The sequence below is a fragment of the Klebsiella sp. Sb-30 genome (genome assembly GCF_057652795.1).
In genome coordinates, this window is sequence record NZ_CM172749.1 from 1,715,170 (window position 1) to 1,740,090 (window position 24,921).

At 51.4% G+C, this 24,921-nt stretch carries 19 protein-coding genes; 13 read left to right on the forward strand and 6 right to left on the reverse strand.

Annotated elements, in window-relative coordinates; genetic code table 11:
* Positions 1 to 49 precede the first annotated feature (49 nt).
* Complete coding sequence (locus AC236I_RS08085) at positions 50 to 1,318, forward strand: dicarboxylate/amino acid:cation symporter (protein WP_015583892.1); 1,269 nt, start codon at positions 50 to 52, stop codon at positions 1,316 to 1,318.
* A gap of 316 nt (positions 1,319 to 1,634) precedes the next feature.
* Here AC236I_RS08085 and AC236I_RS08090 read toward each other — a convergent pair whose 3' ends face one another.
* The 5 genes from AC236I_RS08090 to yegD all read right to left on the reverse strand — a co-directional run bounded on the left by AC236I_RS08090 (position 1,635) and on the right by yegD (position 7,442).
* The gene (locus tag AC236I_RS08090; protein ID WP_015583893.1) at positions 1,635 to 2,252 is read right to left on the reverse strand and encodes a helix-turn-helix transcriptional regulator; all 618 of its coding nucleotides are present in this window, start codon (positions 2,250 to 2,252) and stop codon (positions 1,635 to 1,637) included.
* Positions 2,253 to 2,403: 151 nt separating this feature from the next.
* The gene (locus AC236I_RS08095; RefSeq protein WP_054829388.1) at positions 2,404 to 2,541 is read right to left on the reverse strand and encodes a small membrane protein; all 138 of its coding nucleotides are present in this window, start codon (positions 2,539 to 2,541) and stop codon (positions 2,404 to 2,406) included.
* 417 nt (positions 2,542 to 2,958) lie between these two features.
* Entirely contained in the window at positions 2,959 to 3,654 is a 696-nt protein-coding gene (locus tag AC236I_RS08100) for a response regulator transcription factor (protein WP_032717909.1), read from the reverse strand.
* The gene (locus AC236I_RS08105) at positions 3,651 to 5,579 is read right to left on the reverse strand and encodes a sensor histidine kinase (RefSeq protein WP_211843898.1); all 1,929 of its coding nucleotides are present in this window, start codon (positions 5,577 to 5,579) and stop codon (positions 3,651 to 3,653) included. The genes AC236I_RS08100 and AC236I_RS08105 overlap by 4 nt, the downstream gene beginning before the upstream one ends.
* Positions 5,580 to 6,089: 510 nt before the next feature.
* On the reverse strand, positions 6,090 to 7,442 hold the full coding sequence (gene yegD, locus AC236I_RS08110; protein WP_032717933.1) for a molecular chaperone: 1,353 nt from the start codon (positions 7,440 to 7,442) through the stop codon (positions 6,090 to 6,092).
* Positions 7,443 to 7,579: 137 nt separating this feature from the next.
* Between yegD and alkA the strand changes: the two genes are divergently transcribed.
* The 4 genes from alkA (at position 7,580) to asmA (ending at position 11,846) form a co-directional block, all read left to right on the forward strand.
* Positions 7,580 to 8,428: a DNA-3-methyladenine glycosylase 2 gene (alkA, locus tag AC236I_RS08115; RefSeq protein ID WP_048023778.1), complete on the forward strand. Its 849-nt coding sequence runs from the start codon at positions 7,580 to 7,582 to the stop codon at positions 8,426 to 8,428.
* Between the two features lie 229 nt (positions 8,429 to 8,657).
* A complete protein-coding gene (gene udk, locus AC236I_RS08120; RefSeq protein ID WP_004864593.1) occupies positions 8,658 to 9,299 on the forward strand; it encodes a uridine kinase in 642 nt (213 codons plus the stop codon).
* 90 nt (positions 9,300 to 9,389) lie between these two features.
* Positions 9,390 to 9,971: a dCTP deaminase gene (gene dcd, locus AC236I_RS08125; RefSeq protein WP_004864592.1), complete on the forward strand. Its 582-nt coding sequence runs from the start codon at positions 9,390 to 9,392 to the stop codon at positions 9,969 to 9,971.
* A 27-nt stretch (positions 9,972 to 9,998) separates the two neighbouring features.
* A complete protein-coding gene (gene asmA / locus AC236I_RS08130; protein WP_048023780.1) occupies positions 9,999 to 11,846 on the forward strand; it encodes an outer membrane assembly protein AsmA in 1,848 nt (615 codons plus the stop codon).
* 749 nt (positions 11,847 to 12,595) lie between these two features.
* Here asmA and AC236I_RS08135 read toward each other — a convergent pair.
* Positions 12,596 to 14,179, reverse strand: a complete 1,584-nt coding sequence (locus AC236I_RS08135; RefSeq protein WP_128621078.1) for a TerC family protein — start codon at positions 14,177 to 14,179, stop codon at positions 12,596 to 12,598.
* 441 nt (positions 14,180 to 14,620) lie between these two features.
* Here AC236I_RS08135 and AC236I_RS08140 point away from each other — a divergent pair, with 441 nt between their 5' ends.
* From AC236I_RS08140 to wbaP, 8 genes are all read left to right on the forward strand, one after another.
* Positions 14,621 to 14,920, forward strand: a complete 300-nt coding sequence (locus AC236I_RS08140) for a hypothetical protein (RefSeq protein ID WP_487608740.1) — start codon at positions 14,621 to 14,623, stop codon at positions 14,918 to 14,920.
* 165 nt (positions 14,921 to 15,085) lie between these two features.
* Positions 15,086 to 15,982 carry a UTP--glucose-1-phosphate uridylyltransferase GalF gene (gene galF / locus AC236I_RS08145; protein WP_072003726.1) on the forward strand — a complete coding sequence of 299 codons (897 nt, stop codon included), beginning with the start codon at positions 15,086 to 15,088 and terminating at the stop codon, positions 15,980 to 15,982.
* 473 nt (positions 15,983 to 16,455) lie between these two features.
* Positions 16,456 to 17,085, forward strand: coding sequence for a phosphatase PAP2 family protein (locus tag AC236I_RS08150; protein ID WP_032717907.1), 630 nt, complete (start codon positions 16,456 to 16,458; stop codon positions 17,083 to 17,085).
* Positions 17,086 to 18,045: 960 nt separating this feature from the next.
* On the forward strand, positions 18,046 to 19,479 hold the full coding sequence (locus AC236I_RS08155) for a capsule assembly Wzi family protein (RefSeq protein WP_032717906.1): 1,434 nt from the start codon (positions 18,046 to 18,048) through the stop codon (positions 19,477 to 19,479).
* A 135-nt stretch (positions 19,480 to 19,614) separates the two neighbouring features.
* Entirely contained in the window at positions 19,615 to 20,751 is a 1,137-nt protein-coding gene (locus AC236I_RS08160) for a polysaccharide export protein (RefSeq protein WP_032686777.1), read from the forward strand.
* Positions 20,752 to 20,753: 2 nt separating this feature from the next.
* Positions 20,754 to 21,188: an arsenate reductase/protein-tyrosine-phosphatase family protein gene (locus AC236I_RS08165; RefSeq protein WP_487608741.1), complete on the forward strand. Its 435-nt coding sequence runs from the start codon at positions 20,754 to 20,756 to the stop codon at positions 21,186 to 21,188.
* A gap of 17 nt (positions 21,189 to 21,205) precedes the next feature.
* Positions 21,206 to 23,368, forward strand: a complete 2,163-nt coding sequence (locus tag AC236I_RS08170) for a polysaccharide biosynthesis tyrosine autokinase (RefSeq protein ID WP_487608742.1) — start codon at positions 21,206 to 21,208, stop codon at positions 23,366 to 23,368.
* 119 nt (positions 23,369 to 23,487) lie between these two features.
* Positions 23,488 to 24,915 (forward strand): undecaprenyl-phosphate galactose phosphotransferase WbaP, encoded by a 1,428-nt coding sequence (gene wbaP / locus AC236I_RS08175; protein WP_032686780.1) that lies wholly within the window; start codon positions 23,488 to 23,490, stop codon positions 24,913 to 24,915.
* Positions 24,916 to 24,921: the final 6 nt, after the last annotated feature.

The window sequence follows — 24,921 nt, forward strand, 5'->3', positions numbered from 1 at the left end:
CATATGTGCATTAAAATCAATACATTAAATAAATCAGGGGTTCATTGTTGTGGCAAGTGCAAACAAACTCACGCTGTTTATCGTTATTTTCATGCTGTTGGGGATCCTCTCCGGCGCGGTGATTCATGCGTATGCCTCTCCGGGCACAATTACCTCATGGGCAGAAAATATTACGCTCTTTACCGACATGTTTTTGCGGCTGATTAAGATGGTCATTGCGCCATTAGTCTTCAGTACGCTGACGGTGGGGATTATGCGTCTGGGAGAAACCGCGACTATCGGGCGAGTGGGCGGTAAGGCGATGGTGTGGTTCATCACCTCGTCGATCCTCTCTATTCTGGTCGGGCTGGTGATTGTGACCATTGAACATCCCGGCGCAGGCTTAAACCTGGCGATTCCTAAAGAGTCGGTGGATACCGGCCTTGCGGTCAGCGGAATGAGCTTAAAAGGATTCCTGTCTCACACCATCCCGACCAGTATTACCGAGGCAATGGCGAACAACGAAATTCTGCAAATCGTGGTGTTCTCGATGTTCTTCGGTATCGCCGGGGCCTCGCTGGGGGAGAAATTCAACGCGCCGCTGGTCGCCGCGCTCAACGTCGTCTCTCATATCATGCTGAAGGTCACCGGATATGTGATGTACGTGGCTCCGCTGGCTATTTTTGCCGCCATCTCATCGGTTATCGCCTCGCAGGGGATGGGCATTTTGCTTAACTATGCCTCCTTTATCGGCGGCTACTACATCGCGGTGCTGCTGACCAGCGCGGTGCTGCTGGCGGTAGGTTATATGGTGCTGAAAAAAGAGGTCTTCCGCCTGCTCAACATGCTCAAAGACCCGGTGCTGGTGGCGTTCACCACCAGCAGCTCTGAGGCGGCGTATCCGAAGACCCTGGAGCGGCTGGTCAGTTTTGGCTGCTCGCGCAACATCGTCTCCTTCGTGCTGCCCATTGGCTACTCCTTTAACCTGGTGGGGTCGATGGTCTACTGCTCGTTCGCTTCGATGTTTATTGCCCAGGCTTATAACATCCAGCTGAGTTTTAGCGAAATTACCGTCATGATGCTGACCTTGATGCTGGCATCAAAAGGGATTGCCGGGGTCCCGCGTTCTGCGCTGGTGGTACTGGCCGCCACGATCCCGAGCTTCAATATCCCCGTCGCCGGGATTTTGCTGTTGATGGGCATCGACCATTTCCTTGATATGGGCCGTTCGGCGATCAATGTGCTGGGCAACGGAATTGCCACGGCGATGCTGTCGAAAAACGAAGGGCTGTTGCAGGAAGAGGAGCCGGAAGCGCAACCTCAGCAGGTGCAGGCCTGATTGCTCAACGCCCTCTTCGCGGAGGGCGTTCTCTCGTATAGCGCGGGAAAATGTTGCGGAAAAAGAGGCCCCCAACAGGCACGCAAGGGGCAATGTGACGAAACGAATCCACCCCGATTAACCTATTATTTTCATGGTACAAAAATACGCGGCAGTATCTTTATACCCGGGTGGTGAATAATTTTATCGGTTAGCTACGGTGGATGAGAAGTTATTTCCCGCGGGTAAGCTTGTTTTCAGAACGGATAACCTGAGCAACCCGTTGAATTCCTAATTTTCCCTGTTTTAATTGTGCGTGCAGATGCGCTGATTGATTTTATCCGCGTTCTTTTAACACGCTAATGAACTGAAAGAAGTCATAATGATTATTCAGTCCGTATTTTTCCATGATCTGATTTTTATGATAAATCACGGTCTTCGGGCTGAGCTGATGAAGGGCGGAAATTTTACCAATATCAAAGCCATTCATCAGACCATGGGCAACGACGACCTGCGAAGGCGACAGGCTTTTGTGCGGGCAGTTGGCGCATATTGATGTTGAGTCGAGCGCCCGTTTTGACTCCGGCTCTTCACTCCTGGCGAGCGCCCGGCCAATAATCTCACGCAGGCTGTCAATATTGACCGTTCTCACGGGAACGAAGGTGACATCTTTCAGGCAGTTGACGATCCGCGTCTTTTCCGGCAGCTCATCATAGCGGTGCAAAATGATCACTGAACTGTTTTTCTTACGGTTTTTAATGCTGGTATTACAGAGGTGAATCTCACCCGGGAGAATCTCAGCGATGATGATGTCCTGCGCGGACAACTCGCTGGAGTGACCGCTGAACTCAATCGTCAGGGCGTCGCTGGCCCGGGTGAGATCGTGGATAATTGCCATTAGCGACGCCCTGAGGAAGGTGTTGCGGCTGATAATCGCGATATTTATTTTTCTCATGACGTGACTATCCTGCGGCACTGGCATATAGCCATGCTGCGAGCAACCTTTCGGGCGTTTACGGCAATTGCCGTGTCTCAGGAATATCGTATTTATGAACGGAAGAATAACCTTTCATAACCACGACGGCAGTGGCAGGAGGCTGCCACGATTATTTTCTGCGCATTTTTCTGTTCGCGAAAGGAATACGCTCTTTTCTCCTGTCTTTTATATAAGAAATAAGGCTGTAAACGGAGACAGCGAGGAAAAACAGGCATAGCAATAAGGCCAGCCACGTTTGTAAGGCCATAATGAATAATCCTTAACTGAGTTTTATGCTGTGATAAATACGCCTCGGCGTGAATGCGAATATTATTATTCTGTTATTCCGCGTGAAGCTGCTAGCGTCGCGGCGTCTGCCGCAGAGAATATTCGCGTAACGTCGCCGCCTTGAACGAAACCCTGGCAGGGTTAAACCCCGCCTGTCCGCAGGTTGGCTAGTGCGAAAGGGGGGGCGCGTTCCCCTTCCGCAGCATGGCTGATTTCGGTCACGACATTTGCGGCATGAGGTCAATGTAAGAAAATTCTTAATTCACTGTCAGTCTCATTTCTCTCATTTCTCTCAAAAAATAAGAAAAATTAACAACAACAGCAAAATGAATAACTTATGGATAATAAAACTGGCGAAGAGTGCGTCTGCCCGCTGGCACGACGGCGATGAGAAACCTCAGGGAATAAACGCCAGGCCTTTGCCAAAAATGGCCCGGATGGGCAACGTTACCCCGTGCAGTCGCGCTTTGTTGCGCAGTCGGCTGATCACCACGTCAATGCGGTGCAGCTCCGCCTCAATTTCATCGGGGAAAAGAAACGCATGCAGATCGACCTTGCGACAGACCTCGCCTGGATTGCGCATTAAGCGCGCCATCATCCGATGCTCCTGCTGGGTCAGCGGCAGCGCTATGCCGGACGGCGCCACCAGGTTTTCCGGCTGCAGTACCCAGGATGAAGAGGCTAATTTCTCGGCTACGGGGGCCGCGACCGGGGAGCCGGGGTGTTGCTGCATCAGCCGGGCGCCCAACGCATGGATGGTCTCCGCCAGAACGGAAAAATTCACCGGCTTGATGAGATAGAAATCTGCGCCAAGATTGAACGCCTGCAGTTTATCCTGCTCATGCCCTCTGGCCGTCATCACAATCAGCCCGTACTCGCCAAGCTCATGCAGATAGTCCAGAACGCTGAAGCCATCTTCGCCAGGCAAGCCAATATCAACCAGTACAATATCCACCGGGTCACGATGCAGCTGCCGCCAGAAGGCTTCCGCGCTGTGTACCCCCCATGCGTCGAAGCCGCGAAAGCGCAGGAAGGCCAGCAGTTCATCGAGGAGATCGGCGCTATCTTCAATGATGGCCACGCGTAATGTCATGATTTACCCTTCTGCTGTGGTAGGTCATCCTGGGGCAGCGTGAGCGCAAATTCGCATCCCGTCGGACCGTTATTGGCCAGCCAAAGCTCACCGCCGTGAGCTTGTATGATTTGCCGGGCGACATACAGTCCAAGACCGGTGCCGGCGGGCGTCGCGGTGCGGACTGCGCCGCGCCGGTAACGCTCAAAGATCTGGTCGATATGATCGACGGCAATACCCGGTCCCTGGTCACGGATCGCAATTTCACAGCAGTTCGCGTTTGGGCGAATGGCAATCGCAATCTCGCCGGACGGCGTGTACTTCACCGCATTGTCCAGGAGATTGGCCAGCGCAATGCACAGCAGCGCGCTATCGGCAAAGAGGGGGGGCGAACGGGTCGTCGCGTCGACGGTGCGCCCGGCCAGGGTGATCGTCAGAAAATGGTTTGACGAGAGTTCAACCACTGTTGCCGCCATGCGAATGACCGCTAGCAGATCGGCATTTTGCTTATCGACATGCAGCGCGCTGGATGAGAGCCGGGCATCGGCCAGACAGTTATCGGTTAACTGAACCAGACGCGTGGTGGCGCGCTGCATGCGGTCCAGGCGCGGCCGTTGCGCCGGCTCCGGAGAGCACAGGCGCAGGTTCTCCAGCGCGGCCTGGATAACCGAAAGCGGCGTTCTGAACTCGTGCGCCACCATCCCCATAAACTGACGTTGATGAAAGCTTGCTTCGCGTTCGATCTGCAGTTCGCGCGTCAGCTGTTGTTTTTGCACCAGCCTGCGATTTTCGGCCCGTACTCGCAGGACCGCAATGATAAGGACGGTGACAATATGAACAATCAGCGCGTACTGCCAGGCGGAATAGATGGTGTTATGAAAAGGGATCACCCCGTGTATCGAGAGAAGCACCAGCGCGGCGGAGGCCACGTAGACGGGCGGAAGCAGTCCCAACAGCAGCGTATTTAAATCGATGGCTTTGCGTCGCCAGAGCAGCCATGAGGTGATCAGCAGAATCGGCGCGGCAATAAAGAACATCGCCGCCTCGATCTGCATGGCCTGTCCGTAAAAGCCGAGGGGCACGCTGGCGAGAAGCACAATATTGACGCCAATAGCAACGAGCAGCAGCCGGTGCAGGCGCGGCATATTGTTTTTAAGATCAAAAACCTCGCTATGCAACCACAGCGCGGTGGCGTAGCTGAGCAATGACAGGTAGCTGATCATCGCATCCTGCACGGGGAGAACGGCATCGCCAAAAAACCATTCCGGGTAGCCGTGTAGCGCCGCCACCAGCGGATAGTTGAGGGAAAACAGGCATATTCCCCACAGCAGGCGGCGACGTAACACTAAGGCAAGCCACAGGGCAATTCCGCTGGCAATCGCCGCCAGGCCAAAATAGAAGCTCCAGAATGCGGTATCCCGGGTTGCGTTGCTGACAAACTCCTGTGGAGAAGAGAGTGTCGCCAGCAGAATCAGGGTACTGCTGCTGCGCAGGCGAAAAACCATCTCGTATCCCGCGTCGCCAGGGGGCGGCGGTAAGATCAGAACGCTTTCACGATAGTCCAGGTCGCTATCGCGGGTCGAGGCGTGGTCGCCAAACTCTTTGTGCGTCCACGGAAGATCGCTGCCGGCAGGACGATAGAAAACGCTGAGATGATCGATAAAGGAGGGGCCGAGCTGCAGCCAGCGAGATTCACCGTCAAAATCGGCCGCCGGCAGGCGGCTCTTAAACCAGTACGTTTTCGATGAGTAGCCAAATGAGGGGATGCGCTGCCCCGAATTGAGCTTACTCTCCGGCAGGGCGAGAAACGCCTCCAGCGTCATCGACCCGTCAATATCGGTCACCCACTGCACGGGAATATCAATGCCAATCTGACGACTTTGCGCCGCGACGGGGGAAGAAAACGACAGGCTGGCCGCAATGCTAAAGCCGACCCAGAAGAGCACTCTGTAGCCCCAGGCGAACGACGCGGCGAAGCCAGGAACGGCGCGTATACGATTCAAACTCCCCCCTGCGGCATGGATGAATAACGGTGACTGGAATAATCAATCATGTCTGCGACATGCACAGGCGGTCCCCCCGGATGTCGGGAAATAAAAGCGCAGTTTCAGACGGCACAGCATTCTGCAGGGGGCGGGGAGATTGTACCAGCGTTATTTGCAGCAGGTCATACCGGCCAGACCTGTTCGCTACGCCGCGTCAGACAAGGCATGCGCGGTGAGGGTATCTGGCATGACGAGCCCCAAACAGGGTAACATGATGTCGCTCTGGCTATGCTGCGATATAAAACGCTACTGCCGGGAAAGCAGGGCGATGATAAAACCGCTGGGAGTGCATGTTTGCCTGGCGAGAGCCCATTTCCGGGAAGCTGATTTATGCCATGGCGCGATTTTCGGCGGTGGCGTTCCGGGAGGAGAAGCCACAGAGGAAAACGGGGCAGGGCTGCCCCGTGAACGTTAAGCGAAAACGACCTGTGCCCAGCGGGCCAGACCGGCGGTAACGGAGCCAAAATCATCTCCGCCGGCGATCGGAATACCCGGCAGGTGGGCCGCCAGCGCTTTCTTAATCAGCGGTGAGCGGGCGCTCCCCCCGGTCAGGTAGATCACATCCGGCGTTTCGCGGCTGTTGTCCAGTGCCAGCTGAACCTGCTCCATAATACGCGTCAGCGGCTGATTCAACGCCGCTTCCAGTCCCTGCTGGCTGATAGCCGTGGCCAGTTCATTGCCGATAAACGGCAGCCCGGCGGTCACCTGCTCCTGCGCGGAGAGGGCGATTTTACTCTCCTCCGCACTGCGCACCAGGCGATAGCTCAGACGCTGGCGCCAGACTTTCAGCAGCAGCGCCACTTTATCGGCATCGCGGGCATCGCGCAGCAAGTCATTGAGCAAACGACCGTTGGCGCTGCTGTAGAAATCGGTTTGCGCCGGCACATCGTTGATCGCCACGGCGTTCCACCACGGCAGCACCGGTAAGGCGATCCCTTTTTCAGTTTCGCCACCCATCCCCAGCAGCGGCATCAGGCATTTAAAGGCCAGCGCGATGTCGAGATCGTTCCCGCCGACGCGGCAGCCGCTGTGGCCGAGTAAACTTTGCTGACGATCGGCTTTCTGCCGCCACTGCGGCCCCATCAGCAGCAGCGAACAGTCGGTGGTGCCGCCGCCGATATCGACGACCAGTACGCGTTTTTCTTCGCTGAGCGTCGCTTCGAAATCCAGCCCGGCGGCAACCGGTTCAAACTGGAAAACGACGTCACGGAAACCGGCGCGTTTCGCCGCGCGCTCGAGGATCCCCTGCGCCTGGGCATTGGCGTCATCGCCGCCCAGCCCCTGGAAGTTGATCGGCCGGCCAATTACCGCCTGGTCAATCGTCTCCGGAAGCTGGGTCTGCGCCTGCTGTTTAATATGCAGCATCATGGCGCATACCAGGTCTTCAAACAGCGCAACCTGCTGCGGCTTCAGGCCGCTGGCGCCGAGGAACGATTTCGGGGATTTAACGAAGTACACTTCTTCCGGATCGTCGACATATTGATGCAGCGAGGCCAGACCGAACTGGACGCTGTTGCCGAGGACGTCGATGTCTTCATCGCGGTTATAGTTGATGGCGCGACGCAGCAGCGCCTGGTTTTCAGCGCCGTTGGTCGGCACGTCATGATGGCGATAGAGCCATTCGCTGACCGCTTCGCGGGTCGGCGCCGACAGCATTGATGGCAGCAGCTTGCTGCCGTTTTCCAGCGTTAACAATTGCGGAAGGTTATCGCGCATTACGGCAACCGAACAGTTGGCGGTTCCGTAGTCAAAACCAATAAACATGACCTGAAAAATCCCCATGCCAGTGAAGAAGGGGGGCGACTTTAGCGGATTGCCGCCACGGCGACAACTGGAATTTAAAAGCAAGGTATGTCGGACGTGGAGCGTCTATCATTGAGGCAATTAAAGAAGGAGAAATGATGACGCTGTTACCCTGGCACGCCCCCTACGACCCGGAATGGATATTCGGTTTTCTACGCGCCCGTGCGGTGGCGGGTATTGAAACGTTCAGCGCGGGGCGTTACACCCGCAGCTTTTCCCTCGCGGGCCATCGCGGCCTGATCGTGGTTGAGCCCGATATGGCGGCGCAGGGATTACGCGTAACCTTATCTGACGGCCTGCAGCCGGTGGCCGATGCATGCCACGACCGGGTTGCGCGCTTGTTTGATTTAGCCTGTGACCCGCATCGGGTGGCCCAGACGCTGGGCGCGCTGGCCAGCGCGCGTCCTGGGCTGCGCCTGCCGGGATCGCTTGATGCCTTTGAACAAGGAGTGCGCGCGGTGCTGGGGCAGCTGGTCAGCGTGGCGATGGCGGCGAAGCTGACGGCAAAAGTGGCGGCGGCTTACGGGGAAACGCTGGCGGAGGCGCCGGAATACAGGCTCTTTCCTGAACCACAAAGCCTGGCGCGAGCGGATCCGTTAGCGCTTAAAGCGCTGGGGATGTCGCTGCGGCGCGCCGAGGCCCTGATCCATCTGGCGCAGGCGGTGATTGACGGTCAGCTGCCGCTGGCGGCGCCGGACGACATTGAGGCCGGGATGAAACAGCTGCAAACGCTGCCCGGTATCGGCCGCTGGACCGCCAGCTATTTTGCCCTGCGCGGCTGGCAGGCGAAGGACATTTTTCTGCCGGATGATTACCTGATTAAGCAGCGGTTTAGCGGTATGACCCCGGCGCGCATTGCCCGTTACGCCAGCCGCTGGCAGCCGTGGCGTTCCTATGCGTTGTTGCATATCTGGTATAGCGAAGGATGGGCGCCGACTGAGGAATAGCCATGCAGGGTGCATATCACTGGTATCGACGCGCTGAAATCCCTATAATTGCCGCGTTTGACGGTCAAACGTCACCCTTCCAATACATGAAATTATTCGAGATGCGCCTCAAAACTCGTTAGCGTTTTGAACAAACCCCACAGGGGCGAGGCTGCAAGCCGAGTCACGTGGCGGCAGCTCGAAGGGTTATGTGTATATACATCCAGGTTAATCAGGTCGCAAAAAAGTTATGACTGATACGTCTCATCAGTGCGTCATTATAGGTATCGCCGGCGCATCGGCTTCGGGAAAAAGTCTTATCGCCAGCACGCTGTATCGCGAATTGCGTGAACAGGTTGGTGATGAACATATTGGCGTTATTCCGGAAGACAGCTACTACAAAGATCAAAGTCATTTGTCGATGGAAGAGCGTGTTAAAACGAACTATGACCATCCCAGCTCGATGGATCACAGTTTACTGTTTCAACATTTGCAGATGTTGAAAAGCGGCCAGCCGATTGAATTACCGGTTTACAGCTACGTTGAACATACGCGTATGCCGGAAACGATCCACATTGAACCCAAGAAAGTGATCATCCTCGAAGGGATTTTATTGCTGACGGATGTTCGCCTGCGCAATGAGCTGAGCTTCTCGATCTTCGTTGATACGCCGCTGGATATCTGCCTGATGCGCCGCATCAAGCGCGATGTGAATGAACGCGGGCGCTCGATGGACTCGGTGATGGCGCAATATCAGAAAACGGTTCGTCCGATGTTCCTGCAGTTTATTGACCCTTCCAAGCAGTATGCCGACATTATTGTGCCTCGCGGCGGTAAAAACCGCATCGCGATTGATATTCTGAAGGCAAAAATCAGCCAGTTCTTTGAATAACACAGACGAATTGTGTAACGTGCAAAGAGAACCCAAATTGCCCTTAGCCCCGGAAGGTGTAGGGGCGCGATGCCATAAAGGAGAGAGCTCATGCGTCTGTGCGACCGAGATATAGAAGCCTGGTTGGATGAGGGGCGGCTATCTATCAGCCCGCGCCCGCCCATTGAACGTATTAACGGCGCGACCGTAGACGTTCGGCTGGGGAATAAATTCCGCACGTTTCGCGGCCACACGGCGCCCTTTATCGATCTGAGCGGGCCAAAAGCGGAAGTGACCGCGGCGCTGGATCGGGTGATGAGCGAAGAGATCGTGCTGCCGGAAGGCGAAGCCTTCTATCTGCATCCGGGAGAGCTGGCGCTGGCGGTGACCTATGAGTCGGTGACGCTACCGGCCGATCTGGTTGGCTGGCTGGACGGACGCTCCTCTCTGGCGCGTCTGGGGCTGATGGTGCACGTCACCGCTCACCGTATCGATCCCGGCTGGTCTGGCTGCATCGTGCTCGAGTTCTTTAACTCCGGCAAGCTGCCGCTGGCGCTGCGTCCGGGGATGCCGATCGGCGCATTGAGTTTTGAACCGCTGTCAGGCCCTGCGGCACGGCCCTATAACCGCCGTGAAGACGCCAAATATCGCGACCAGCAGGGCGCGGTGGCGAGCCGAATCGACAAGGATTGATAACGTAAGCGGTGTACTGAGGGTGCCATGAGACGAATTCTGACGACGCTGATGATCTTGCTGGCGGTGGTTGTCGCCGGGCTGACCGCGTTGGTATTGCTGGTCAATCCCAACGATTTTCGCGCCTATATGGTGCATAAGGTGGCGGAACGTAGCGGTTATCAGCTCGAACTCGATGGCCCGCTGCGCTGGCACGTCTGGCCGCAGCTGAGTATTCTTTCCGGCCGCATGACGCTGACGGCGCCGGGGGCGGCTGAACCGGTGGTGCGCGCGGACAATATGCGTCTCGATGTCGCCCTTATGCCGCTGATTTCCCATCAGCTGCAGGTCAAACAGGTGATGCTCAAGGGCGCGGTCATTCAGCTGACGCCGAAAACCGAGGCCGTTCGCGGCCAGGATGCGCCGGTAGTTCCTCATGATAATCCGCTGCCGCTGGTGGCAGAAGACAGCGGCTGGTCCTACGACGTGCGGCAGCTGCAGGTGGTGGACAGCGTCCTCTTTTTCCAGCATGAAGATGGCGAACAGGTGACCGTGCGCGATATTCGTCTGCAGATGGATCAAGATGAACATCATCACGCGACCCTCGACTTTGCCGGGCGAATCAACCGCGATCAGCGCGATCTGGCGCTCTCTTTCACCGCTGAGGTTCAGGGCGGTGACTATCCGCATTCTCTGAAGGCTGACATCTCCCGGCTCGACTGGCAGCTGCGCGGCGCCGAGCTGCCGGCTAACGGGGTGAGCGGGCAGGGCAGTATGCAGGCGAACTGGCAGGAGGACGAGAAAAAGCTGAGCTTCGATAACCTCAATCTGACGGCGAACGGCAGCACGATTGCCGGCAACGCCAGCGTGATTTTAGGCGACCGGGCCGACTGGAATCTCAATCTTCACGCCACGACTCTTGACCTCGACAGTCTGCTGACGCACGGTTCACCGGCGACGGACTCTGGCGCCAGCCAGCAGGGACAAAGCCAGCCGAGGCAGCTGCGCCCGGTGATTGCCGACAGCGATATTCAGGAAGATTACGACAGCCTGCGCGGCTTTACCGCCCATATGGCGCTGACGGCCGACCAGCTTCAGTGGCGTGGGATGACCTTTACTCAGGTGAAAAGCGACATCAGTAATCAGCTCGGACTGCTGACCATCAACCAGCTTCAGGGCGAACTGGATGGCGGCCTGATATCGTTGCCCGGCACCCTCGACGCGCGGGGAGAGACCTCGCAAGCCTCTTTCCAGCCCAAACTGGATAACGTTGAGATTGCCACCATCCTGAAAGCCTTTAACTATTCGCTCAATCTGACCGGTAAGCTCTCTTTAAGCGGAGATTTCTCCGGCGAAAGAATTGATGCCGACGATTTCCGTCGTCGCTGGCAAGGGGATGCGCAGATACAGATGGCGAATACCCGCACTGAAGGGCTTAACTTCCAGCAGCTCGTGCAGCAGGCCGTTGAGCGCAGCACCAATGTGCAGGCGCAGGAAAATTACGACAACGCGACCCGCCTCGATGCCATGAGCAGCGAGCTGCAGCTGGCGCAGGGACAGGTCACCTTGCATAGCCTGCAGGGGCAATCAGAGATGATGGCGTTGACCGGGCAGGGCGACCTGAATTTGCTGAAAGAAGAGTGCGATATGCGCTTTAACGTGCGCGTGCTGGGCGGCTGGAAAGGCGAAAGCAAGCTTATCGACAAGCTCAAACAGACCGCAATTCCGCTGCGTATCTACGGGAAATGGCAGGCGCTGAGCTACAGTCTGCAGGTTGACCAGGTACTGCGTAAACAGCTGCAGGATGAAGCTAAACAGCGGCTTAATGACTGGATTGAACGTAATAAAAACAGCCAGGACGGGAAAGAAGTGAAGAAGTTGCTTGAGAAACACTAACCGGGATTGACCGGTGGAGCGACTTTACCGGCCCGGATAGCGGCGCTAATGCTTTATCCGGGCTACCTGAGCGGACTCTCCCTGTAGCCCCGGTAAGCGCAGCGCCAGCGGGGAAGCAGACAGATGCAGGTTGAAAGGTTACCACAATGGTTTTCCCGGATAGCGGCGCGAACACCTTATCCGGGCAACCTGAACGGACTTTCCCTGTAGCCCCGGTAAGCGCAGCGCCACCAGGGAAGCAGACAGATGCAGGTTGAAAGGTTACCACAATGGTTTTCCCGGATGGCGGCGCGAACGCCTTATCCGGGCCACCTGAGCGGACTCTCCCTGTAGCCCCGGTAAGCGCAGCGCCACCAGGGAAGCGGACAGATGCAGGTTGAAAGGTTATCACGGTGGTTTTCCCGGATAACGGCGCTAATGCCTTATCCGGGCTACCTGAGCGGACTCTCCCTGTAGCCCCGGTAAGCGTAGCGCCAGCGGGGAAGCAGACAGATGCAGGTTGAAAGGTTACCACAATGGTTTTCCCGGATGGCGGCGCGAACGTCTTATCCGGGCGACCTGATCGCACTCTCCCTGTAGCCCCGGTAAGCGCAGCGCCACCGGGGAAGCGGACAGATACAGGTTGAAAGGTTATCACGGTGGTTTTCCCGGATAGCGACGCTAATGCCTTATCCGGGCTACCTGAGCGGACTCTCCCTGTAGCCTCGGTAAGCGTAGCGCCAGCGGGGCGTATCTGCCGACTGCGGGGATTACACTTCGTAGCTCAGTTCATCTTCCCGCGGCGGCGGGATAATCTGCACTTTCTGTACCCGGTGGCTCTCGACCTGCAGCGTACGTACGATGTAGTCGCCGATTTTCACCTCTTCTCCCGCTTCGGGGACATGCTGCAGATTTTCCATCAACAAACCGGCAATCGTGTGATACTCGCGCTTATCATCGAGCGGCAGGGGAATGTACTGCACTAAATCTTCCAGCGGCATATGCCCATTGGCGGTCCAGCTGCCGTCAGGATTTTTTGCGATATCGTGGCGGGCATCAATCTCTTCAGCTTCGTTGGGTAAATTGCCGGCGATGGTTTCCATCACATCGCTCAGGGTCACTACCCCCTCAACGGAACCAAACTCATCCACCACGAAAGCGAAATGGGTCCTGGCATGGCGGAACTGCTCCAGCGCTGGCAACAGAGGCAGCGTCTCAGGGAACACCAGCGGCTGACGAAGCAGGACGCGCAGGTTGAGCGGTTCATGACGCAGCGATTGCTGTAGCAGGTCGATGACGTGAACCACACCGAGCAGATCTTCATCATCATTTCCGCCGGTGACGACCAGTCGGGTATGCTGGTTTTTCTCCAGCAAGGCGCGAATTTCCTCTTCCGGGGCGCTAAGGTCTATATGCTCGATATCATGGCGCGAGGTCATAATGCTGCTGACGGTGCGCTGGTTGAGATTAAGCACCCGCTCAATCATCCGGCGTTCCTGGGGGTTGAACAGCGGGTTATCGGCCTGGCTGTCGATCAGCGCTGCCGTATCGCTGCTGAGCTCGGCGTGTTCTTTATGCCCGCTAAGTAGATTCATCACCGCTTCGGTTGTGCGCTGGCGGAGCGTGAGATTGGCGGAGAGGAAGCGACGGCGGTTGAACAGCGCCAGCTGGTTCAGCGACTCAATGATGACGGAGAAGCCAATGGCCGCATACAGATAACCTTTCGGGATGGGGAATCCAAACCCTTCGGCAATCAGGCTGAAACCAATCATCAGCAGGAAGCTCAGACAGAGAATAACGATAGTCGGGTGGCTGTTGACAAAACGCGTCAGCGCTTTGCTGGCGAGCAGCATCAAACTCATGGCAATAACTACCGCTGCCATCATCACCGCCAGATGGTCGACCATGCCGACGGCGGTGATCACCGAATCGAGGGAGAAGATGGCATCCAGCACCACAATCTGAGCGACCACTCCCCAGAACTTCGCGCCCTTGCGCTGAACCGGATTATCGCTGTCTTTGCCTTCCAGTCGCTCATTGAGCTCAACAGTCGCTTTAAACAGCAGGAATAACCCGCCAAACAACATAATCAAATCTCGCGCGCTAAAGCTGAGATCGTGGTAGGTGAACAGCGGTTTGGTCAGGGTGACCAGCCAGGAGATCGAGGCGAGCAGCAGCAGACGCATCAGCATCGCCAGCAGCAGGCCAATCACCCGCGCACGGTCACGCTGAGTCGCAGGGAGCTTTTCCGCGAGGATCGCGATAAAAACGAGGTTATCAATACCGAGGACCAGCTCTATAACCACCAGCGTTATGAGACCGGCCCAAATTGAGGGGTCGGCAATCCATTCCATCATTCGCTAAAACCTATACTACCTGAGAGTGCCATCCGACGATCATGGATAAGCGACCGATAAATTGCAATATATTCTCGTCTTATGATGTCAGGCTGGCGCGGGGACGGGAGAAATGCCGCGGCTGGCAATATTAAACTGCATGAATTATAGCCGTGCGCGCTTATTTTTTATGCAAATAAGCTTATTAATAAAAGATATGACTGTGGACGACTGAATATAAACTTGCAGAGAGTGCACTGGATCAATAATGGCGGTTATTGCCCCTTCTGACCAAACCGAAGTATGAAAATCAGACGAATTCAGAAGCAGAGGTGTAAACACCCGATTCAATCACTCAATAGTAGCGATCCAGGTTTTCATACTACTGAATGTCGTGGCTTGCAAAATATCTTGTTTAATCAGACGATATCAGCAGCTTTTAATCAGGTGTAAAAGCCAGTGCCGATGGATGACATGGATAGCGGGCAACAGGTGAAGGAGGGCATGATGAGCGCAGCGGTGAGCTTTCTGCGCTATTTTCTATTGAAAATAGTGTATTCAGATTATTTTTATGAATTATGTCCTGGTGTTCATGGGAATAAACCCTCTTTTTTTCTGCATTTTACGCATTATCTAAACGCTTCTTCTACAGTATTCTCTGCCGGGAATACAGCGATAAGTCCTGCGGGTGGAGAAAGTGCAGAGGAAAATCCTGAGGCAGTGCGCCATATGACTCCTGAGTCATCAGAATTTTCTTAAACCGCTCTGTCGGAGCTAATACTTTGAGTGTATTCTCTGATGAAACATGTAGTTTCGGAATTTTGCTGGAAGTCGGACTGATAGCAAAACGGTAATATCATAGATTGATACCAGGGGAACCTGTAATCAGGCGGGTATCGAAGATTTATCACTATATGGGTGGATATGAGAATGGCAAGTTTGAAAGCAGTTATTCCGGTAGCCGGATTGGGGATGCATATGTTGCCGGCCACCAAGGCGATTCCGAAGGAGATGCTGCCAATCGTTGATAAGCCAATGGTTCAGTATATCGTCGACGAGATTGTGGCGGCAGGCATCAAGGAAATTGTACTGGTTACCCACTCGTCTAAGAATGCCGTGGAAAACCATTTCGATACCTCCTATGAACTGGAAGCGCTGCTTGAGCAGCGTGTTAAACGTCAGCTGCTGGCTGAGGTACAGGCAATCTGTCCGCCGGGCGTGACTATCATGAACGTACGCCAGGCGCAGCCGCTGGGGCTGGGACACTCTATTCTCTGCGCGCGCCCGATCGTCGGAGATAATCCGTTCGTTGTGGTGCTGCCGGACATCGTGCTGGACGATGCCAGCGCTGACCCGCTGCGCTATAACCTGGCGGCGATGGTGGCGCGTTTTAATGAAACCGGGCGCAGCCAGGTGCTGGCCAAGAGAATGGACGGCGACCTGTCGGAGTATTCCGTGATCCAGACTAAAGACCCGCTGAACATAGAAGGGCAGATTGGCCGGATCGTCGAGTTTATCGAGAAACCTGACGAACCGCAGACCCTGGATTCCGATCTGATGGCCGTAGGACGCTATGTGCTTTCCGCCGATGTGTGGGCCGAGCTGGAGCGCACTCAACCTGGCGCATGGGGCCGTATTCAGCTGACCGATGCGATCGCTGAACTGGCGAAAAAGCAGCCCGTTGACGCGATGTTAATGACCGGCGATAGCTACGACTGCGGTAAAAAAATGGGCTATATGCAGGCCTTCGTAAACTACGGGCTGCGTAACCATAAAGAAGGCACGAAATTCCGCGAGAGCATTAAGAAGTTACTCGCGTAAATAGGCTCTGCCGGATTTCAGAAGTGTGAAAATGTAGGGTTTACAGAAGTATGTGGCTTAAGTCCGCGATGTTGCATGCTTCTGTAGACAGCCCTGCGGATTAAATAAGGCTATTTTAGATAAATATTAATCAATATAAATCAGATGGTTATGCTGATTTGCTGAAACACGCTTAATGTGTAAACAAAAAGCGACTTCAGAGACATCTGGTTGCTGTGCTGGCCCTCCTGTGATGGAATGGTCGGAGTAGCATAATTTTATGTTTGCTAATAATGAGTTAGTCGGAATCTTCTTAAAAAAATATGCCTGCCGCTGGCTGTCATAAAAAAATAAAACTTGACTGAGATCATGCTTACGCATTAAACAACAGTGATGCATGCATAAAAATGTGAAGTTATCGGATGTGTATGCCCATACCAACGTCATGGACAAAGGCGCTGCGAACTGGAAAATCGTCAAAGGATGAAAAATAAATGAACTGGCAGTGGGTCTCTTTTTTTGGTGATAGTACCGTGTTGTTACCCAGCGCGGCAGCCGTGTTCATGGTTTTATTTCTGCGCAGGCCTTCCAGACAGATTGCCTGGCAATGGGGATTGCTGTTTGGTATTACCGGCGCCATCGTCAGTGCATCAAAACTGGCGTTTATGGGCTGGGGCATCGGCATCCGCGAGTTAGATTTCACCGGTTTTAGCGGGCATACCGCTTTATCTACCGCCTTCTGGCCTATCTTCTTATGGCTGCTCTGCGCACGCGGTAGCATTGCTTTACGCCGGATTGCCATGGTGATGGGGTATCTGCTGGCTGGCCTCGTGGGGTATTCCCGTCTGGCGATTCATGCCCACTCCCCATCGGAAGTGATTGCCGGGCTGCTGCTTGGCGCCTGCGGTAGCGCGCTGTTTCTGCTGCTGCAGCGGAATTCGTCGCGTGTGGTCGATGCACAGCTCTCCTGGGGCGGGGTGCTCAGTCTGATTATCATCCCCGTCGTGCTGCTAAATACCGGCGCTAAAGCGCCAACTCAGTCTCTGCTGGGTGAAATAGCCGTTAAGCTGGGTCCGCTGGAAAAGCCCTTTACCCGCGCGGATTTGCATAAGCGTTTTTACTGAATGTGCTGCTGACGATGAATGGGACCAGAGAAAATAATAGAATCAGTCCCGGTTTCGTACATTCATATTCGTGAAATAAATAGTTGCTACTACATTCTGCAGCAATATTTTTGCTGGCACAGGAAATAACGTGGCTGAGAACAATCCTAAATAGACAGGCTGCCCCTTATTCTTGAAATTAAATTATGTTTGTCAAGTATAAAAAATGAATGGCAGGTATTAATTTTTGTAGTTGACGGAAGTGACGAGAATTAACGTGGTTAATATACTCATCCGATAAAAGTCTTAAAAAACATAGTGTTGATTTGGTTTTGGTGCGTAAGCATGCATCTTGAGCTGGATCGGCGAGATATTATTAAACAATCTTATTGAGGTGTCGTCCGCTTGTCGGAGGAGTCGGTTTGGGTTGTTTTGATAAGCGAATAGTTGTCATTTTTACTCCCATTTGCCGGCAGAATCTCGTAAACTTGATGCCGCAAAAATATTGTCAGTGACTAATAATCACGCGGGCGCTGTGCCAGCAAAAATGTATAAATGAAGTACAGTGCATTGGTAGCTGTTAAGCCAAGGGCGGTAGCGTATCGAAACCGCCAGCGTCAATTCTGCAGTCATCTTCTATATGTTCGAAATTCCTAAAACCGGTTGCGACGGATGATTATCCGCAAGCACCGTATATAATCGGCAATCTTTCTGACTCTACAGCGTGTTATCCCTCTGGCCAACTTGAGATAGCTCATGTCCATGGTGGGTGGTGATCGGTGTGAGGGGAGTCGTTGGCGCTTTGGCTGTTGCACTGACATTTCAAATACTGCGTGGCTGATTACGTTCAAAGGTACTGCTTATTGCATCATCACTGCTGAACAAACATACTACGACTGGCGTCTGCGTGCGCTCTCTAAACTCATATTTCCCCATGACTCGCCAGCTTGCGGAAACGGGGCTAAAAATGGATCTTGTATAATGATGAAAATCGCGCGTCTTGCACTTGCTTTGGGGCTGTTGACATCGGTGAGTGCGCAGGTTTATGCCTCTGGTCTGGTACTCAATGATAACGAACTGCGTAACGATCTTGCCTGGCTTTCTGACCGGGGAGTTATCCAGCTGAGCCTTTCGACCTGGCCCCTGAGCCAGGAAGAGATTACCCGGGCGTTAAAAAAGGCTAAACCCTCCTATTCTTCTGAACAGGTGGTGCTGGCGCGTATTAATCAGCGGCTTTCCTCATTGAAGGCTGATTTCCGGGTCAGCGGCTACACCTCTACCGATCAACCGGGAACCCCGCAGGGCTTTGCGCAAAGCCAACCGGCGGATAACTCGCTATCGCTGGCCTTTAATAACAGCGGCGACTGGTGGGATGTTCATCTGCAGGGCAATGTGGAAGGCGGTGAGCGTATCAGCAACGGCTCCCGGTTCAATGCCAACGGCGCGTACGGCGCGGTGAAGTTCTGGAACCAATGGCTGTCGTTTGGCCAGATGCCGCAGTGGTGGGGACCGGGCTATGAAGGGAGCCTGATCCGCGGCGATGCTGCGAGGCCAATGACCGGATTCCTGATGCAGCGCGCCGAGCAGGCCGCACCGGAAACCTGGTGGCTGCGCTGGATTGGTCCATGGCAGTATCAGATCTCCGCCAGCCAGATGAATCAATATACTGCCGTGCCGCATACCAAGATTATCGGCGGCCGTTTGACCTTCTCCCCATTCCAGTCTCTGGAACTAGGGGCTTCACGTATTATGCAGTGGGGAGGAGAGGGGCGCCCTCAATCTTTTAGCAGTTTCTGGGATGGTTTTACTGGCAAGGATAATACCGGTACTGCTAATGAACCCGGTAACCAGCTAGCGGGATTTGATTTTAAACTGAAGCTCGAGCCAACTCTGGGCTGGCCGGTGAGCCTGTATGGCCAGATGATTGGGGAAGATGAATCCGGCTATCTGCCTTCGGCCAATATGTATCTGGGCGGAATTGAAGGGCACCACGGCTGGGGGAAAGATGCGGTTAACTGGTATCTAGAAGCGCATGATACGCGCTCAAATATGACTAGAACAAATTATAGTTATAACCACCATATTTATACCGATGGTTATTATCAGCAGGGTTATCCGTTAGGCGATGCTATGGGGGGCGACGGTCAGCTGTTTGCCGGTAAAGTTGAACTGGTTACCGAAGATAATCAGCGCTGGAGCACTCGCCTGGTCTATGCCAAGGTGAATCCTAAAGATCAATCAATTAATAAAGCATTCCCGCATGCAGATACATTGAAAGGTGTACAACTGGGCTGGAGTGGGGATGTCTATAAGACTGTCCGCCTGAACACCTCGCTGTGGTATACCAATGCTGACCATAGCGATAGCGATGATGTTGGCGCAAGCGCCGGGATCGAGATCCCATTTAGTCTATAGGCTGAATGCTACAGGACAATCAGAGAATGGACTTAGTTTATTTACCATTGTCTGCATGAAGCCAGCTACGAACAAACTGGCGGACGTTATGTGGCTCAGAAATAAGAATTTTTAGTTTACTGATGATGTGACACTATGAAGAAAAAAATGGTTAGATTTTCGGCTTTAGCATTGGCAATAGGGCTGTTAGCGGGTTGTACTATTATGCCAGGACAGGGGTTAAATAGCCTGCGTAAGAATGTTGTTGAGTTACCCGATAGTGATTACGATCTGGATAAGCTGGTCAATGTTTACCCGATGACGCCAGGGTTGATCGATCAGCTACGCACGCCTACGGTGATGGCACAGCCAAACCCGCAACTGGATAATTTACTCAAAAGCTACGAGTATCGTATCGGCGTCGGCGATGTGCTAATGGTGACAGTGTGGGATCACCCAGAATTAACAACACCTGCCGGGCAATATCGCAGCGCCAGCGACACTGGTAACTGGGTAAATGCTGATGGCACGATTTTCTATCCGTATATTGGTAAAGTTCAGGTTGCCGGAAAAACTTTGAGTCAAGTACGCCAGGAGATCGCGAATCGTCTGACTACTTATATTGAAAGCCCGCAGGTTGATGTAAGTATCGCTGCATTTCGCTCGCAGAAAGTGTATGTAACAGGGGAAGTAGCGAAGTCTGGTCAACAGCCCATCACCAATATCCCTCTAACAGTAATGGATGCTGTTAATGCCGCTGGAGGCTTAGCAACGGATGCAGATTGGCGAAATGTAGTTCTCACACATAATGGTAAAGATACCAAAATCTCCTTGTATGCATTAATGCAGAAAGGGGATTTAACTCAGAATCATCTCTTATATCCCGGAGATATTTTATTTGTCCCACGTAACGATGACCTTAAAGTCTTTGTGATGGGCGAAGTTGGCAAACAAAGTACCATGAAGATGGATCGCAGTGGTATGACACTGGCAGAAGCATTGGGTAATGCGGAAGGCATCTCTCAAGCACTGAGCGATGCAACTGGAGTCTTTGTCGTTCGTCAGTTGAAAGGAGATAAGCAGGGAAAAATTGCCAATATCTATCAACTGAACGCACAAGATGCTTCGGCTATGGTGTTAGGTACTGAGTTCCAGTTGCAGCCATATGATATTGTCTACGTTACTACTGCTCCGTTGGTTCGTTGGAATCGCGTTGTGTCTCAGTTGGTACCTACAATTAGTGGTGTTCATGATATGACCGAAACCGCAAAATTTATTAGGACGTGGCCATAACTATGTTTGATTCCATTTTAGTAGTCTGCACCGGTAATATCTGCCGTTCCCCAATTGGCGAACGTTTTTTGCGAAGGGCATTACCGGAGAAAAAAATAGATTCTGCTGGTACTGGTGCACTAGTGGATCATGAAGCGGATAGCAGTGCGATTAAAGTTGCAGCTCTGAATGGCCTTTCTCTGGAGGGTCATAAAGGCCAGCAATTCACATCTTCACTTGCACGACACTATGAGTTGATTTTGGTGATGGAACGATCGCATATCGAGCAAATTGGCCGCATAGCTCCAGAAGCAAGAGGAAAAACTATGCTTTTTGGTCAGTGGTTGGGCCATAGAGAAATCCCAGATCCGTACCGTAAAAGTGAAGAAGCATTCGCTTCTGTATATCAATTGATAGAGCAAGCTGGCTTGCTCTGGGCTGAGAAATTAGGCGCATAACTATCAGGGATTATTGCATGTCTCCAGTTACAAATAAATCTGTCGCAAAAGATGCAGATGAGATCGATTTAGGGCGCTTAGTCGGCGAGCTGATAGATCATAGAAAACTTATTATTTCTGTTACTGCATTATTCACCTTAATTGCACTGATATATGCACTTTTTGCAACACCAATATATCAAGCAGATGCTTTGATTCAGGTTGAGCAAAAGCAAGGGAATGCCATTCTCAGCAATCTAAGCCAGATGCTACCAGATAGCCAACCAAGTTCTGCGCCTGAAATAACGTTATTGCAGTCTAGAATGATTCTTGGGAAAACAGTTAGTGATCTCAACCTTCAAGCTAAAGCAGTCCAAGATTATTTCCCCGTGTTTGGAAAAGGATGGGCACGATTAATGGGGGAAAAACCTGGACGGATATCTATTTCTAGATTGTATATGCCGGACGATGGGAATGAGACGCCGGAGTTAGAATTACTTGTTAAGGACCATTTACATTATGTAATAAATTACAACGGTAAAAAAATAGATGGAAAAGTAGGAGAGTTATTAGAGGGAAAAGATCTTTCACTGAAGGTCGATTCTATTGAAGCAGAACCTGGTACTGAGTTTACAATTTCTTACGTAAGTAAACTTAAAGCTATTACTGATTTGCAAAGTGTGTTTACAGTTGTTGATGAAGGTAAAGATACAGGAATGCTTTCCTTATCATTAACTGGTGATAATTCAGATTTAATTGTCAAAATTGTCGATAGTATAAGCAACAACTACTTAGCTCAAAATATTGCTCGTCAGGCAGCACAGGATGCGAAAAGTTTAGATTTTCTTAATCTACAGTTACCTAAAGTAAGAGCTGATCTAGATGTTGCAGAAGATAAGCTGAATCAGTATCGTCGTCAAAAAGATTCAGTTGATTTATCTCTAGAAGCAAAATCGGTACTTGAGCAAATTGTCAATGTTGATAATCAACTCAATGAATTGACTTTCCGTGAATCTGAAATATCGCAACTATATACAAAAGAACATCCTACATATAAGGCGCTGATGGAAAAGCGCAAAACCTTACAAGATGAAAAAAGTAAGCTTAATCAACGTGTTTCTGCAATGCCTAAAACACAACAGGATATTTTACGGTTGAGTAGGGATGTAGATTCAGGGCAAGCTGTATACATGCAGCTATTAAATCGTCAGCAGGAATTAAGTATTGCAAAATCCAGTGCTATCGGTAATGTAAGAATAATAGATAATGCAGTAGCACAACCAAAACCTGTAAAACCAAAGAAAGTACTTATTCTTCTTGCAGGTATAATATTAGGTGTTATCGCCTCCTTTGGTATCGTACTACTTCGGGTATTTCTAAGACGAGGGATTGAAAGTCCAGAACAGCTTGAAGAGTTAGGCATTAATGTGTATGCAAGTATCCCTGTGTCAGAAGCTTTTGCAAAGAAAATGGTTCAGACCCCTAGTTGGAGAAAAAAAGGGAATTCTGAATTTCAAGGATTTCTGGCGGTCGAAAATCCGGCTGATTTAGCTATTGAAGCGATTCGTGGACTACGTACCAGTTTGCATTTCGCTATGATGGAGGCTCGAAATAATGTATTAATGATTTCTGGAGCCAGTCCTAACGCCGGTAAAACTTTTGTGAGTACGAATCTTGCAGCAGTTATTTCGCAAACAGGGAAAAGGGTCCTTCTTGTTGATACTGATATGAGGAAGGGTTATACCCATAAACTATTTGGTGTATCAAACGATAATGGGTTGTCTGATTTTCTTTCAGGAAAAACAGAGTTATCTAAGGCAGTAAAAAATATTTCTCAGGTTGGATTCGATTTCATTTCACGAGGAATCGCTCCACCAAATCCAGCTGAACTGCTTATGCACCGGAGATTTGGGGAATTGATAACATGGGCGAGCCAACATTATGATATCGTCATACTTGATACCCCGCCAATTCTCGCAGTAACTGATGCCGCTATTATTGGTAATTATGCAGGGACAACACTTCTTATAGCTCGTTTCGAACAAAATACAGCGAAAGAACTAGAGGTTAGTTTCAAGCGGTTTGAGCAGAGTGGAGTAATAGTAAAAGGTTGTATTCTTAATGGTGTGGTTAAGAAGGCAAGTAGCTATTACGGTTATGGCTATAGTCACTATGGTTATTCTTATACCGACGATAAATAATCTTAAGAATTTTTGCCGGACTGTTAAAGGTCCGGCCCCTTCCAGCTCTCTCTTATCTCTATTTTCAATTAATATTAATAGTTTCTAAAAATATGCGTTATAAACATTGAGAGGGAATCATGACGCTTCTCGGTAGAAATGTTTTGGTCAGCGTGGCTCTTGCCCTGTCTGATTTTCTTAGTTTTACAGTATCTATATACTTGGCTATGGGATTGTTATCTATCACTCTAAGTGATTACGATAAAATAATTCCTGCAAGTCAAACTGATGGATGGATTGCATTACATTTATTATTGGCTTTCTGCTGTGTTGCATGGTATTCAATGCGGTTGAGACATTATTTCTATCGCAAGACGTTTTGGTTTGAATTAAAAGAAATCCTTCGAACATTAGTGATATTTGCCATTATTGAAATTGCGGTTATGGCATTCACTACCTGGTCATTTTCTCGTTATTTGTGGGTCCTGACTTGGGTGTTTGTATTATTCTTGGTTCCTGTTTCACGTATGATAACCAAACGACTCCTGGATGCTTTCAATTTGTGGCGTCGCGATACATGGATTGTAGGCAGCGGTATAAATGCACATGAGGCCTATAAAGCAATTAGTAGTGAGAGAAATCTGGGATTAATCATTGTCGGCTTTATTCATAGTGAAGGAGGAGTCGAAGCTGGTGAGAAAATTGATGGTTTGCCGGTGTTAAAAAATGATTTAAGCTGGTTAGCAACAAAAGATAAAAAAACACAGTTTATTGTCGCAGTAGAGTCGCACCAAAGTGAAATAAGAAATACATGGCTTAGAAACTTCATGATCAAAGGCTATCGCTATGTCTCAGTTATTCCTACTCTACGTGGAATGCCACTTGATAGCACAGACATGTCTTTTATTTTTAGCCATGAAGTTATGATATTCCGTGTGCAACAAAACCTGGCAAAGTGGTCATCACGATTTCTAAAACGTCTTTTTGATATAGCTGGATCATTAGCTATAATCATTATTCTTTCACCTGCATTAATTTATATTAGCCGGAAAGTAAAAAAAGATGGAGGTCCAGCTATTTATGGGCATGAGCGTATTGGGAAGGGGGGACACTCTTTCAAATGCCTCAAGTTCCGTTCCATGGTTATAAATTCGAAAGAGGTTTTAGCTGAGCTGCTTGAAAAAGATCCAGCGGCCAAAGAGGAATGGGATGCCACTTTTAAATTAAAAAATGATCCACGAATTACCAAGATCGGTAAATTTCTTAGAAGGACCAGTCTGGACGAATTGCCACAATTATTTAATGTACTTAAAGGTGAAATGAGTCTGGTTGGACCTCGGCCTATCATCACAGCAGAGCTCGAGCGTTATAACGACGAGGTCGATTACTATCTTCTAAGCAAACCGGGGATGACTGGCCTATGGCAAGTCAGCGGACGCAGTGATGTTGATTATGAAACGCGTGTTTATCTTGACGCATGGTATGTCAAAAACTGGTCGATGTGGAATGATATAGCCATTCTTTTTAAGACTATTGGAGTGGTATTGAAAAAAGATGGTGCGTATTAAATCTTT

What these genes read in the sequence shown, in the direction of transcription:
- udk (WP_004864593.1), top strand. Translation starts at nt 8,658, where the DNA reads ATGACTGATACGTCTCATCAGTGCGTCATTATAGGTATCGCCGGCGCA.
- AC236I_RS08170 (WP_487608742.1), top strand. Translation starts at nt 21,206, where the DNA reads ATGTCTCCAGTTACAAATAAATCTGTCGCAAAAGATGCAGATGAGATC.
- AC236I_RS08095 (WP_054829388.1), bottom strand. Translation starts at nt 2,541, where the DNA reads ATGGCCTTACAAACGTGGCTGGCCTTATTGCTATGCCTGTTTTTCCTC.
- AC236I_RS08135 (WP_128621078.1), bottom strand. Translation starts at nt 14,179, where the DNA reads ATGGAATGGATTGCCGACCCCTCAATTTGGGCCGGTCTCATAACGCTG.
- dcd (WP_004864592.1), top strand. Translation starts at nt 9,390, where the DNA reads ATGCGTCTGTGCGACCGAGATATAGAAGCCTGGTTGGATGAGGGGCGG.
- wbaP (WP_032686780.1), top strand. Translation starts at nt 23,488, where the DNA reads ATGACGCTTCTCGGTAGAAATGTTTTGGTCAGCGTGGCTCTTGCCCTG.
- AC236I_RS08090 (WP_015583893.1), bottom strand. Translation starts at nt 2,252, where the DNA reads ATGAGAAAAATAAATATCGCGATTATCAGCCGCAACACCTTCCTCAGG.
- galF (WP_072003726.1), top strand. Translation starts at nt 15,086, where the DNA reads ATGAGAATGGCAAGTTTGAAAGCAGTTATTCCGGTAGCCGGATTGGGG.
- yegD (WP_032717933.1), bottom strand. Translation starts at nt 7,442, where the DNA reads ATGTTTATTGGTTTTGACTACGGAACCGCCAACTGTTCGGTTGCCGTA.
- alkA (WP_048023778.1), top strand. Translation starts at nt 7,580, where the DNA reads ATGACGCTGTTACCCTGGCACGCCCCCTACGACCCGGAATGGATATTC.
- AC236I_RS08155 (WP_032717906.1), top strand. Translation starts at nt 18,046, where the DNA reads ATGATGAAAATCGCGCGTCTTGCACTTGCTTTGGGGCTGTTGACATCG.
- asmA (WP_048023780.1), top strand. Translation starts at nt 9,999, where the DNA reads ATGAGACGAATTCTGACGACGCTGATGATCTTGCTGGCGGTGGTTGTC.
- AC236I_RS08150 (WP_032717907.1), top strand. Translation starts at nt 16,456, where the DNA reads ATGAACTGGCAGTGGGTCTCTTTTTTTGGTGATAGTACCGTGTTGTTA.
- AC236I_RS08165 (WP_487608741.1), top strand. Translation starts at nt 20,754, where the DNA reads ATGTTTGATTCCATTTTAGTAGTCTGCACCGGTAATATCTGCCGTTCC.
- AC236I_RS08100 (WP_032717909.1), bottom strand. Translation starts at nt 3,654, where the DNA reads ATGACATTACGCGTGGCCATCATTGAAGATAGCGCCGATCTCCTCGAT.
- AC236I_RS08160 (WP_032686777.1), top strand. Translation starts at nt 19,615, where the DNA reads ATGAAGAAAAAAATGGTTAGATTTTCGGCTTTAGCATTGGCAATAGGG.